We start from the raw sequence: 12,741 nt of genomic DNA, 5'->3' as shown, positions 1-12,741 counted from the left end.
TTTTAAACTATCAATTTGATTAACAATTGAATTTTCTTTTCCTAAGGTATTATCCGGTATTAACTGAGCAAATGCGCTTTGATTGGCAATTATTCCACTAATAATAAATAGGGTTTTTATTGCTAATTTCCAATACTGATGTTTTTGAGATTTCATTTTGAAAAATCGGGATTTTTTAGAGATTATATAACCACACTGGAATTATTTTACCATCTTTCATGGCACAAGTATCATAAATACCACAAGTGTTGAATCCTGCAATAAAACTTTACAATCTTTGCGTTTTACCCAGGTAAAATCCATTGTCTATTGAGAATAGAGTCATTAATTGACCAAATTTGGTATCACCAATACCAATGCACAACTTGGACACAATCCTCAAAATCTTAACATTCAACACTTCTGCATAAATACTGAATAATAAACTTCAATTAGTGTAAGAGAATAGTCGCGGATGCTCTAAAACCAGTTTTCACCCGTATAAATTGGGTCATGGTTAGTGTAAATTCTGGGTATACGTCACAAATTCAATCAGCATATCCGGATATTCTTTGTCTATTGAGAAGACCTATAATAAGGCTTGAAGGCTTTTTGGTGGCATAATAGAAATCAATAACAAGGTAACTTAAAACATAATAGAGAATTATACCACTGACAATTGACCACTAACCACTGACAATTGACAATTGACCAACTGACACTTGACAATTGATAACTTATTGGCATTAATGAAATTATTGAGAGGAGGAGTGATCATGAAATTATTAGCACGTTGGGGCTTAACATTGGGTTTAGCTGGCAGTGTGGTGTTTACCAGTATACTGGGAATGAATAATCTACAAGCCTTGGCTTTACCGCAGGAACAGGTGATAAAAACTTTACAAGAAGTACCCGTTTTTACACTAACTAATCCCAAGGGAGAATTTGTAGTTATCTCCAGAAAAGACCAATCCAAAACTATTTCTCAAATAGGATTTTTTATCAGTAAAAAAGATGCCCAATTTTTCCTAGAAGACCGAATTAAAAAAGAAAATCCTCAGTTAGCAAGCACTATCCAAATTACACCTGTTTCCCTAGCGGATTACTACAAATTAGTGGTAGAAAATAAGAAGAAAAAAGATTCTGATATATTTTTTATCTTAGTTCCAACAAAACAACAAGTTGATAGAGCTAAAAGTATTTTGACTTCTAGTGGGAAACCTGTTCAGCAATTTAATGGTGTTCCTTTATTTGTGCTAAAATTGAAGCAAGAAAACAGCTATCTAACCATTCCTAATGGCAAAGATAGGTCTATTCCTTTCTATTTTGAAAAAGAAGGGGCAGTGGCTCTTTTAGAAGCCTTCAAAAAGGCTCAACCAAAGGAAGCAGCAAAGACAGAAATTCAGGTATTAGATTTGTATGGGGTGATTGAAACACTCAATAGTAGTAATGATTCCAGCACTAATAAAATCTTATTATATCCCTCACAGGAATCAATAGAATTTCTTCGTTCTATAGTTCCAAATCCACCAAAGAAATAGAAAATAATCTTTACCTCCTAATATGTTAAAGCCAAATCAAGTAGTTTCTGGATTAGAACTTTGGCAATGGCGAAAAACCGCAATTCAAGCAGCTATAACTGCGGATATATCGCCAATGGAGGTAGATTGGCTATTATTAACAATAGCTAATTTAGACCGATTGGCACTGCGTTTAGAGTCTTTCAAAACATGGCCGCGGATTCCCATAGAATTGTCTTTAACAGAATTAGATCATTTATGGCAAAGGCGATTACATGAACATTTACCAGTTCAGTATATTGCCGGAACGACGGCTTGGCGAAAATTTCAACTCACAGTTTCCAATGCGGTCTTAATTCCTAGACCAGAAACAGAAATATTGATTGATTTGGCTGTAGCTGCTGCTCAGGGTGAACTCAAAGCAGGTCATTGGGCGGATTTGGGGACCGGAAGCGGAGCTATCGCCCTCTCAATAGCTGAAGTATTGACAAATGCTACTATTCATGCAGTAGATATTAGTCCAGCCGCTTTAACCATTGCTCAAACCAATGCTGAAAATTTGGGTTTTAGGGAACGGATTCAATTTTATCAAGGTTCTTGGTGGCAACCTCTAGAAGCCCTCAAAGGTCAGTTTAGCGGTATGATATCAAATCCGCCCTATATTCCTAGGGATACTGTACTGACTTTACAGCCAGAAGTGGTTAAACATGAGCCACATTTAGCTTTAGATGGTGGTGCAGATGGTTTAGACCATATTCGGCATTTGATCACTGTTTCCCCCGCGTATTTGTCTCCTGGTGGGGTGTGGTTAATTGAAATGATGGCAGGACAGGCGGAAACGGTGCGGGAATTATTAGAAAATAATGGCAATTATAGCCATATTTCTATTCATCCTGATTTAGCGGGAATTGAACGTTTTGCAGTTGCTTATATAACTAATTGTAATTGATATTTGGGCAAAATCTTGAAAACCTTATCTGACTCTACCACCATTTTAATAGTTGATGACAATCCTATTAATTTAAAACTTCTTGATTATATCTTGAGGCAAGCAGGTTACACGGTTAAAATGGAGATAAATGGACTAAATGTCAGGAAACAAGTTCATGCTAGTATTCCTGATTTAATTATGCTAGATATTATATTGCCTGATATTAGCGGATTTGAAGTTTGTGAGCAACTTCAAGCTGATCCTTTAACTCAGGGTATTCCTATAATTTTTATGACCGCTCTGGCTGATACTGTAGATAAGGTCAAAGGTTTGAGTTTAGGTGCTGTAGACTATATAACTAAACCATTTCAAAAGGAAGAATTACTGGCCCGTGTACGGACTCATTTACATTTAAAGAAGTTAATTAGATCTTTAGAAACCCAAAATCAAGAACTTAGACAACTCACACAACGGAATGAGGATTTAGAAAATAGAGTTGCGGAACGAACAGCAGCATTAAAGCAATCGCTAGAAAAAGAGAAGGAGTTAAATCAATTAAAATCACGGTTTATTGCAATGGCATCCCATGAGTTTCGCACACCTTTAGCAATTATTTCTTCATCATCAGGAATTTTACAAAAATTTAGTCATCGTCTGACTGAAGACAGAAAACAAGAACATTTAAAAACCATCCAAAACACTATCAAACATATAACTCAAATCCTCGATGATGTGTTAATGATCAACCGTGTGGAAGTGGATAAAATAGAATTGCATCTAGAAGCATTAGATATTATTGATTTTTGTCAGCATTTAACAGCAGAAATAGAAGCTAGTTATAATCAACATAAAATTGATTTTTCTGTAGATTTAGAAGCGGAGATAATTAGCAATTCTTTAATTATTCAGTTTGATCAAAAACTGTTGCGACAAATTATTACTAATCTATTGACTAATGCTATTAAATATTCCCCTGAACATAATTTAGTTAAATTTAGTTTGAATCAAGAAAATAATCAAGTTATTTTTAAAGTTATTGATAGTGGTATTGGTATTCCTGAAGTAGATAAAGCTAATTTATTTACATCTTTTCACCGAGCCTCAAACGTTGGTAATATTGCAGGAACAGGTTTAGGACTATCCATAGTTAAAAAATGTGTAGATTTACATAAAGGGGAAATTAGGATAGATAGTCAATTAGGAAAGGGAACAACAGTTACAGTTACTATTCCTTACCGCCGGCTAAATCAAGCATAAAATAATACTTATACCTATGATTAAAGGTTGGGTCAGAATATTACCCATAGAATTTTTTAAGAATTGGATTTTTTTAACTTTTGTTTTTTCCGACGTTTTTCTGTAATTGCTACACCATGTTCTACTGGATAACCGGCTATAGGAATTACCTGATATTTTCTATCTTCTTCTAAATTTTTTAGTTCTGTGTAATTAACCCAGTGAATACAATCAACAGGACAGGTATCTATTGCTTCTTGAATTACCTCCTCCATATCTCCATCTTGACGGAGGACACGCGATCGCCCATAATCTTCTTCAATAAAAAAAGTATTTCGAGCAACATGAGCGCAATGCTTACAGCCAATACAGGTAATTTCATCAACATAAACGCCTTTTTGTCGTACCACACCGCCTAATTCCGGTTCTAAACCAGAACGTTCGGGGACATCTCGTAAAAAACTCCCTAATTCTGGTTCTAAACCGGAACGATTATATTCTTCTTCTTTTGACGACGGCGGCTTAGACATTACGCGCTCCAGCGTTGTACTACTAGACGAATAGAACCATCTTCATTTTTTTGTTGTTCCGCTACTTGGAAACCAACTTTAGTAGTTTCTTTGACTACTGTTTGATAAGCATAACGTTGAGTGACTTGGCGGAGAAATCCATCTACAGATAGATTTTGTTGCCAATATTGTAAATCTGCAACTAATTCGTATTCTTGACCATTCCATCTAAAACCGATATCATAGCCGTTTTGCTGCTCGATTGTTACTTCGGTGGACTGAGTTTGACCACGATAACCGCGCACCTGACCAGGTCCAGGTTTCCAGTCTATTCCCAAGTCGGAAAGGGCATCTTTTAAGGATTCGAGATTACGGATTTGTGTTTTAATTTGACTAAAGTGTGACATAGTGGTTTGTAATCAATGAACATTAACTAGTTGGAAAATTTACCATTCACTGTGGGCGGTTTGTGGATTCCCGACCATGTTTTGTTGGGGGTTAGTGGCGAAAAATTCTGAGGTTGGTTCATTACTCAACACTCGTCCTAGCTGGGCTTCTATGGCTGCTGTCACCTCAGCACAGGATGCACCGATAATACCGGTGACTTTTTCCTGTACTCGACCATCTGGATAAATGATGAATTCTAATGTTTCCATATGCTGAAAGCCAACCTAGGTAGTATATTTGTACTTTTCTAGTTTACTAGACTTACTCAAAATTTAGGGGGTAGGAACTTAGATACAAATTTGCCACTTGTCTCATAATGTTCCATACTTAAGGACATATAGTTCATAATTTTTACAAAAGTTATTATTTTAGTTGGTATTCATGTTTATCAATTATCAGTTTCTCTTAACCTGATCAATTAGTCAAGATGAGGACTGCCAAAAATCAGAAATTATCAAAATCTCATTACATCAGGATTTTAGTGTTTGTTAGCAGGTATAATTGTGACTGATTGAGCATGATGAATATTGATAACCACTATAGTATATTAACGATTTTCAATCAAAAATATGAAATTTAGAGATTGGGCAACTAGAGTTATTCTGATTTTTCTGATGTTAGCTACCCTGATTTTAGCTGTATTTCTTGGGGGTGCGAGACAGCGACAAGATCAAACAATTGCATCTACTACAAAGATGACATGGAATCAGTCTACACAATTACAACCAGCAATCAAACGGAAAGAAAAGCAAGATTTTATACCGTCTCCTGCAAAGGTTTATGACATTAATCCTTTGTACATAACTACTAGAGATTTTGCTAATTATAGACCTCCGCTTGCTCAGTTTAAAGTTGATCCTAGCAATTATGGCGATCGCTATACAACAGATGTTAATGGTATACCTTATAATAATCAAGCCATTATTGTCCTTCATGAAACCACTAATTCTGCTTCTAGCGCCATTAATTTCTTTCAAACACCCCATGATGATGAAAGTGTTCAGGCCAGTTATCATGCCATAATTACGTTAGGGGGAAAAGTGATTTATTTAGTACCCCCAGAAAAACGCGCTTTTGGTGCTGGTAATTCGGTATTTAAAGGAGCTAATGGTGTGGAAACTGTGCAAACTAATCCTAATTTACCCCCGTCTGTCAATAATTTTGCTTATCATGTATCTTTAGAAACTCCTCCAGATGCTTGGGGAAAAAACAATATAAAACAACATTCAGGATATACAGAACCTCAATATAATTCTCTAGCTTGGTTAATTGCCCAAAGTCAAGTTTCTGATGAAAGAATTACTACTCATCGTATGGTAGATGTAGGTAATGGCAAGGTTGATCCTTTAAGTTTTGATCGTGAAAAATTTCTCAAGAAATTGCATTCTTTCCGACAGTTAAAAACTTTTGATTAGTTAGTAGAATAAGCTAAATATGAACAAAATAGGAATTACGCAAGTGTCACAAAAAAGGGAACAGGGAAGATCATTTAGCATAACAAGTACCGAAGATCCAAAATTCTATTAACGGAGGGTGAGCTTTTTGTCGCTTAACCCCTATAACAAGATTTCCGTTCACTATCATGTTCAGGATATTGCCAAGAATAAGCAAAATGACTAACTCCCTTAATTTTAGGAGAAAATCGCCTAAGTGCTTGCATTTGCACTTCCAAGGACGGACGATTACTAATTGATTCTCCCCACTTACCAGCTAAAGCCGGAATGACTTTTGTACCTGGTTGCGCCATTTTCAAAACCTGTTGAACCTGCGCCACAATACAATTAACATTACCACAATTTGCGTAAGACATGGGATGCCATTGTAAGGTACTAGAAAACCTATCCCAAGGTTGTAAACGGGAATCATACCCTTGTCCTAAAGCTTGATTACCTTCGGGGAAAAATACCACTCCAGCAGGAATACCTTGTTGTTTTGCTGGGTAAGTTGCTAAAGCTACAAAATCTAAAATACCTTGCATAGCGTGAGCAACGGTAAATAACCACAAATCTAATTGCAAAACGCGCTGTTTTTCCTCTGGAGAAGGCAAAGATTTCTGGTTTTTTGCAGGAATACGTCCTTCCCACATTGGTTCTTCTTCTTGAGGATAGCGTTTATCTACCTCCGCTATATCACCAGCACTGACATATCCCCTAGTTAAAAACCGACGAATTAATTCTAACCCTTTGGAATTTTTGGCACGACGAAACAAGACCTCTTGGGTGGCCGGGGTAAATAGCCATAAATCATGAACCTTGGTAGCAATAGAATCACTACCAGTTTGGCGAGGATAGCGAACATAGTCAAAGAGAATACCATCTGGACGACGGCGCAAAACCTGCTGTACCATTAGGTAATAATCGGCTTTAGCTTGAGTATTATAGGGATCAATAAAGACTTGAGATCCCTCCTCTACTACGGATAAACTGGTTTGATTCTTGCCATTACGAGCGATCGCACTTTGTCTATCAATCCGTTGAGCATAAGTATACCCAAAGTTATTTGTAAACATCCAAGCGTAAACTTTTAAACCGCGTTGCTGTCCTTTTTTAATAGCTAATGCCAATAAATCAAAGGTTTCTGTACCAACAGTGCGAACTACAGCAGGCCAAACAGTGGGATTATCTGCGGCTGGTAATAGCACCCTTCCATCATAAAATACTTCTAAATAAACTTGATTATAGCCTTTATTGACAATACGATCCATAATTTGCTCAACCGCACCCGGTCTGATATCACAAGGATATAAGCGCAACCATAAGGCTTGAGTTTCTGGCCAAGTCTGACTACGACAACTTTGTAATTTTTGTTTATGCTGTTTTAAAAGTGTTTGATAGCGATTTGCTGCATTCTTATTGCCTTTGAGAGCTAATAAGCGGAAATTTTCTTTTTCTTGAATTGCTTTTAATGATACTCGACAATCTGGTATTTTTTGAGCAATAGCTGATTTAGCAGCCAGGTTGAAAATCAATAAACCATTAATAATAATAGCAGACAGACTTTGCCAAGACAAAATCAGCCTTAAAAATTTCCAGTTGTAATTAGACATACAGCAGAAACCAGGAATCAGAACTGAAAACCGCTTGATAGTTGATAGCACAGCACGGAGTAACCACAATATTTGTAATTACTACAAAAAACCTCACAAATAGAACAAGAGTCAGGAAAGAGTAAACCAAAGGTTTTTAACTTTCTCCCAACTCCGTCTTAAACAAACTAATACATTCAGTGATTAACCTAAATGGGCAGTACCAGACTCGAACTGATGACATCCTGCTTGTAAGGCAGGCGCTCTACCAACTGAGCTAACCGCCCTTTTGTTTCACTTAATCAATATAGCATAGCCTTTAAAAATTTTGCAAGTCTTTTGAGAAAAATTTTTTTTGAACTGGGAAAGGCTGATGTGAATGGGATTGAGCTATACTGATTTAGGGTTTTACAGTTTTGATATTTGTAGTTTTCCAAGATGCCCTCAGGTCAAACTCATGATCGCATTACTATTTGGTCTATGCCTGTTGTGGCGGGTATAACGTTAATTTCCACTCACAGCAGTAATATGACATTGTTAGTGGCGGGTGGGTTTATGTTTGGGGGGCTGATGTTTGGTCCCGATTTGGATATTTATTCCCGTCAATTTCAGCGTTGGGGTGTTCTGCGGTGGATTTGGCTACCTTATCAAAAAAGTCTGCGACATCGCTCTTTTTTATCTCACGGTCCGATTATTGGTACAACATTAAGGGTGGTATATCTGACGACTTTTTTGGCGTTGGTTGCCATTCTCATGGTGATGATTTTCACCAAGTTGGGAAATGTGGCCTGGGATTGGGGTAAACTGTGGGGAAATGTGGGGAAAACTGTCTACACATATTCTAAAGAATTTTTTGCCCTCTTTGTCGGTTGTGAACTCGGTGCAATGAGCCATTCTGGCAGTGATTGGACTGTTTCCGGTTATAAACGCTTTCAAAAACAGGGTGTTCAAGGTTTACTCCCCCGTGGCAAAATCAAAAAACGTAAAGTTAGCCCCAGTCGTCGCAGTGTCAAAAAGCGTTAAAAATATGGAAGTTAATCAGACTTTAGCGGCATTACAAGAGTTAATAAATGTGGTGGCGAAATTGCGATTCCTACGGAGTGCTTCGCTATCGACTGAAGGTTGTCCTTGGGATTTGGCACAAACCCCATCAAGTCTAACTCCCTATGTGATTGAAGAGGCTTATGAGGTAGTAGACGCGATTCAAACTGGTGATAAACAGGCTATTGCTGAACAATTAGGTGATTTATTATTACAAGTAGTATTACAGGCGCAAATTGCCAGTGAAGCGGGTGATTTTTCGCTGCAAGAAGTAACCGAGGGTATTGCTAAAAAGTTAATACGTCGTCATCCTCATGTATTTGCTGATGTGAATGCAGTAAGTATGGAAGAGGTACAAAAAAATTGGGAAACGATTAAAGCAGCGGAAAAAGGAGAAACTTTAGAAGAACAAAAACTCAGTGATAAATTGAACCGTTATCGTCGTAGTCTCCCCCCCTTAAATGCCGCGATGAAAATATCTGAAAAAGCTGCTAAAGTTGGTCTTGAGTGGAATAATGTAGAAGAAGTTTGGGGAAAATTTCATGAAGAGTTAGGGGAATTTCAACAGGCTTTAGCTGAAGAAACCAAAGAAAGACAAGAATCAGAATTAGGTGATTTACTATTTGCTATTATTCAAGTTGCCAGATGGCATAAACTTGATCCTAGTGCAGGTTTACAAGGAACAAGTCAGCGATTTATTCAACGGTTACAAAAAATAGAAACTATGATTGAACGACCGTTAACAGATTATAGTTTAGAAGAATTAGATGCCCTTTGGCAACAGGCTAAAGCTCAACTTGCTAACAGAAATGTTTAATATTAAAAAAAGATTTAAAAAGTGCCATTCTCATGCGACCTTATTACCAAATCCCCATTATTGAATGCGGTGAACCTTTAGTACAAATTCCTCTAGAATTATTTGCAGTAGAATCTCCTCACCCTTATCAAAAGTTAGGTGCTAATTACGAAGGACATTCACCCTATTATTTACGACAAACTGTGATTACAAATTTGATTCAAGCTCAAAATCATTTACAATTACTACATCCCCATTGGCATATTCAAATATTCGATGCTTATCGTCCCGTAGCTGTTCAGAAATTTATGGTAGATTATAGCTTTCAGGAAACATTAAAAACTAGAGATTGGACAGAAAGAGAATTATCACCCCAGCAACTGGAAGAAGTATGGAACGCAGTTTATCAAGTTTGGGCCTTACCCAGTTTAGACATAAAAACCCCTCCTCCCCACAGTACGGGCGCTGCGGTGGATATTACCCTAGTCAATGACCTTGGGGAAATTGTCAATATGGGTTCACCCATTGATGAAATGTCTAAGCGATCCTATCCTGAATACTATCTGAATAGTAATCAAGAATATCATAAAAACCGTCAATTATTGCGGGATGTGATGTTACAAGCCGGATTTCAACGCAATCCTAAAGAATGGTGGCATTTTTCCTTTGGTGATCAAATGTGGGCTTGGTTATATAATCAATCTCATGGCCAAACCTTAATGACAGCACGTTATGGAAGATTAAATTAAGATAAATATAGGAATTTTAAACATATTATGTTATAATCCTAATGGCCACCATTTTGGAGAGGTGTCCGAGTGGTTGATGGTGACGCACTCGAAATGCGTTTTGGGGAAACTCAACGGGGGTTCAAATCCCCCCCTCTCCGTTACTGCGGTTTTTCCTCCTTTTGCGGTTGACTTTCGGGTACTTGATTTGGGTTTGTTTCTCCAGTAGGAACGACCACAGCAGCAGGATTTTCTGGTTGAGATTCCTTGGCTGGGGTGACTATAGGACGAGATTCCGGTAAAGTATTTTCTGAGGGTGGAGGAGGAGAAACTTTTTCGACTTCTTTACTGTCGCGCGGAGTATCAATTAAGGATGGTGAGAAAGTAACAACCGGTATTGATTGTTGGATTGTCGTATTGGGAGGTGAAGTGGCTTGAGAGTTATTTTCAGATGCTTTTTCCTCGGAATTGCTATTAATAGTAGGAGTTGGTTCTGGAGAAATAGGAATATTTTTGCGTTTTTTCCTCACTTTCCGAAGTGGTGTAGATTCGCTAAAAGGGGAACTTTGGATTTTTTGATTTACAGATGATGGTGATACTTCTATAATAGATTTCGGTGAATTAGATTCGGGAGTAGATTTTTCAAAATTTGGTTTCGGTGATGATTGTAAATTAGGTTTGAATAATATCCGCATCATACTAAAACCCGCTATAGCTGCAAATAAAGCAATACTAATACTAATCACTCCCTTAGATACACCTGCATTTTTTCCCTTTGATGATGTTTCCAGAGAATGAGAAGTAGCTTGTTTAGATAAATATGCTGATTTTAAATTAGCTAAATTAATAGTACGTACCGCTGGAGTTGGTAAAATGGGTGATGTCACATTTGGTCCATTTTCTGGTAAGAGTTGTAGCCATTCTGCTACTGTTTTAGGACGAAAATGGGCTTCTACAGCCATTCCCCGGCTAACTGCTTGATCAATAGCCGCACTTAGATGAGGTTGTAGTTCACGGGGAGAGGGCATTTTTTCCCGGTCTCGCAATAATGCAGGTATAGGAACTTGTGCCGTTAACAGTGCATATAAAGTTGCTGCTAAACCATAAACATCTGTAGCAGCCGTGCGTGGAGCTTGAGTTAAATACTGTTCAATGGGTGCATATCCCTCACTGACTAAGCCTGTATGTGTCTGTTTTGCCCCATTATTAAATTCTCTAGCAATGCCAAAATCAATTAGTACGACTTGCTGAGTTCCTTGACGCAAAATAATATTATCTGGTTTAACATCCCGGTGCAATAAACCATTATTATGTACTACTTGTAATGCTGCCCCTATTTGGCGGATATAATGAATAGCGGTGGCTTCTGGTAGGGGTATTCCTGGTAAAACAAATGTTGCACCTAAAGTATCTCCAGGAATGTATTCCATGACCATGTAAGGTAAACTATCTTCCTCAAAAAAGTCACTTACCCGAACAATGTGAGGATGAACACAAGTAGCTAATCTTTTGGCTTCATCTTGAAATTGGCGCTGGAACTTAGGAAAATCGGGGTGTTGTCGCAATCTTTCATTAATAGTTTTCATCACCACTTCCTGACCTAAATAGTGGTGTATAGCTTTAAAGGTAACACCAAATCCACCCCGCCCTATTTCTTGGATGATGGTATATTTTCCATTCTGCAAAATTGTTCCTGCTAACATGATTTTTTCGGTCTTAAATAAGCAGATAATTAACTGGGTTATAACATTCTTATCTATATATTTATTACCTATTTCCTATGCTCAGGCTAGAATCTGTTAATTTTTACGGGCAGTTACAGCACCAACACCAATACCCAATTCTACAGGATATTTCCTTGAGGGTATCACCGGGCGATCGCTTGTCCATAGTCGGTGTATCCGGTGCTGGTAAAACCTCTTTATTGCGTCTTATTAACCGTTTAAGTGAACCCACCAGTGGCAAAATTTATTTCAAAAATCAGGAATATAGCCAAATTCCCGTTATTCAACTGCGTCAACAGGTAATACTCGTCCAACAAGAATCTAAACTATTGGGGATGACAGTTGGGGAAGCTTTGGCTTATCCTTTAATTTTGCGTGGTTTACCAAAGCAAAAGATTCAGGAAAAAGTCAGTTATTGGCAAGAACAACTGCAAATTCCTGAACAATGGTTAGGACGAACCGAGGTACAACTTGCTGCTGGACAAAGACAGTTAATTGCCATTACTCGCGCCCTAGTTACGGAACCCCAGATTTTACTTTTAGATGAGCCTACATCAGCCTTAGACACTCCCACATCCACTCATTTAATAAGTATACTCACCCACCTAAATCAAGCCCATTCCTCGGCGATTTTGATGGTAAATCGCCAAATTGATTTAGTCCAAGAATTTTGTACCCATCTTTTACATCTTCAAAAAGGTCAATTAGTTGCCAATCGACCCGCCGCTGAGATAGATTGGGATCAGTTAGCGACCAGCCTCACTCAAGCCAAAACTCAAGCACTAGGAGAATGGATTTAACTTAC

Annotated in this window: 13 protein-coding genes and 2 tRNA genes; 9 read left to right on the top strand and 6 right to left on the bottom strand. The window is 37.7% G+C overall.

Going from position 1 to position 12,741, the window contains the following annotated elements; genetic code table 11:
* The first annotated feature begins 755 nt into the window (after positions 1-755).
* The 3 genes from H6G44_RS14720 to H6G44_RS14710 are packed head-to-tail and all read left to right on the top strand — an operon-like array spanning position 756 to position 3,687.
* Complete coding sequence (locus H6G44_RS14720) at positions 756-1,520, top strand: Tic22 family protein (protein ID WP_190385132.1); 765 nt, start codon at positions 756-758, stop codon at positions 1,518-1,520.
* Positions 1,521-1,542: 22 nt separating this feature from the next.
* Complete coding sequence (gene prmC / locus H6G44_RS14715) at positions 1,543-2,448, top strand: peptide chain release factor N(5)-glutamine methyltransferase (protein ID WP_190385133.1); 906 nt, start codon at positions 1,543-1,545, stop codon at positions 2,446-2,448.
* A 15-nt stretch (positions 2,449-2,463) separates the two neighbouring features.
* The gene (locus H6G44_RS14710) at positions 2,464-3,687 is read left to right on the top strand and encodes a hybrid sensor histidine kinase/response regulator (protein WP_190385134.1); all 1,224 of its coding nucleotides are present in this window, start codon (positions 2,464-2,466) and stop codon (positions 3,685-3,687) included.
* Between the two features lie 56 nt (positions 3,688-3,743).
* Here H6G44_RS14710 and H6G44_RS14705 read toward each other — a convergent pair whose 3' ends face one another.
* Genes H6G44_RS14705 through H6G44_RS14695 form a run of 3 tightly spaced genes read right to left on the bottom strand, consistent with a single transcriptional unit; the run spans position 3,744 to position 4,831 of the window.
* Positions 3,744-4,196 (bottom strand): ferredoxin, encoded by a 453-nt coding sequence (locus H6G44_RS14705; RefSeq protein WP_190385135.1) that lies wholly within the window; start codon positions 4,194-4,196, stop codon positions 3,744-3,746.
* Entirely contained in the window at positions 4,196-4,582 is a 387-nt protein-coding gene (locus H6G44_RS14700) for a DUF1257 domain-containing protein (RefSeq protein WP_190385136.1), read from the bottom strand. The genes H6G44_RS14705 and H6G44_RS14700 overlap by 1 nt, the downstream gene beginning before the upstream one ends.
* A 39-nt stretch (positions 4,583-4,621) precedes the next feature.
* Positions 4,622-4,831 (bottom strand): DUF2997 domain-containing protein, encoded by a 210-nt coding sequence (locus H6G44_RS14695; protein WP_190385137.1) that lies wholly within the window; start codon positions 4,829-4,831, stop codon positions 4,622-4,624.
* Between the two features lie 360 nt (positions 4,832-5,191).
* Between H6G44_RS14695 and H6G44_RS14690 the strand changes: the two genes are divergently transcribed.
* On the top strand, positions 5,192-6,037 hold the full coding sequence (locus H6G44_RS14690) for a peptidoglycan recognition protein family protein (protein WP_190385138.1): 846 nt from the start codon (positions 5,192-5,194) through the stop codon (positions 6,035-6,037).
* 134 nt (positions 6,038-6,171) lie between these two features.
* Here the strand turns inward: H6G44_RS14690 and H6G44_RS14685 are convergent, their stop codons facing one another.
* Together H6G44_RS14685 and H6G44_RS14680 are read right to left on the bottom strand one after the other, a co-directional pair.
* Entirely contained in the window at positions 6,172-7,668 is a 1,497-nt protein-coding gene (locus tag H6G44_RS14685) for a family 10 glycosylhydrolase (RefSeq protein WP_190385139.1), read from the bottom strand.
* Positions 7,669-7,861: 193 nt separating this feature from the next.
* Positions 7,862-7,934 (bottom strand) — tRNA-Val (locus H6G44_RS14680).
* A gap of 151 nt (positions 7,935-8,085) precedes the next feature.
* On the opposite strand from H6G44_RS14680, the gene H6G44_RS14675 reads away from it, so the two are divergent.
* The 4 genes from H6G44_RS14675 to H6G44_RS14660 all read left to right on the top strand — a co-directional run bounded on the left by H6G44_RS14675 (position 8,086) and on the right by H6G44_RS14660 (position 10,373).
* Positions 8,086-8,670 carry a metal-binding protein gene (locus H6G44_RS14675; RefSeq protein ID WP_190385140.1) on the top strand — a complete coding sequence of 195 codons (585 nt, stop codon included), beginning with the start codon at positions 8,086-8,088 and terminating at the stop codon, positions 8,668-8,670.
* A 4-nt stretch (positions 8,671-8,674) separates the two neighbouring features.
* Entirely contained in the window at positions 8,675-9,505 is an 831-nt protein-coding gene (gene mazG / locus H6G44_RS14670; RefSeq protein ID WP_190385141.1) for a nucleoside triphosphate pyrophosphohydrolase, read from the top strand.
* 32 nt (positions 9,506-9,537) lie between these two features.
* Positions 9,538-10,233: a M15 family metallopeptidase gene (locus H6G44_RS14665; RefSeq protein WP_190385142.1), complete on the top strand. Its 696-nt coding sequence runs from the start codon at positions 9,538-9,540 to the stop codon at positions 10,231-10,233.
* A 55-nt stretch (positions 10,234-10,288) separates the two neighbouring features.
* Positions 10,289-10,373 (top strand) — tRNA-Ser (locus H6G44_RS14660).
* Here the strand turns inward: H6G44_RS14660 and H6G44_RS14655 are convergent.
* Entirely contained in the window at positions 10,374-11,915 is a 1,542-nt protein-coding gene (locus tag H6G44_RS14655) for a protein kinase domain-containing protein (protein WP_190385143.1), read from the bottom strand.
* Positions 11,916-11,992: 77 nt separating this feature from the next.
* On the opposite strand from H6G44_RS14655, the gene H6G44_RS14650 reads away from it, so the two are divergent.
* A complete protein-coding gene (locus tag H6G44_RS14650) occupies positions 11,993-12,736 on the top strand; it encodes an ABC transporter ATP-binding protein (protein ID WP_190385144.1) in 744 nt (247 codons plus the stop codon).
* Positions 12,737-12,741 lie beyond the last annotated feature (5 nt).

The organism is Aphanizomenon flos-aquae FACHB-1287, from assembly GCF_014698755.1.
Lineage (GTDB): Bacteria > Cyanobacteriota > Cyanobacteriia > Cyanobacteriales > Nostocaceae > Dolichospermum > Dolichospermum flosaquae.
This window is presented reverse-complemented; position numbering and strand designations above follow the sequence as displayed.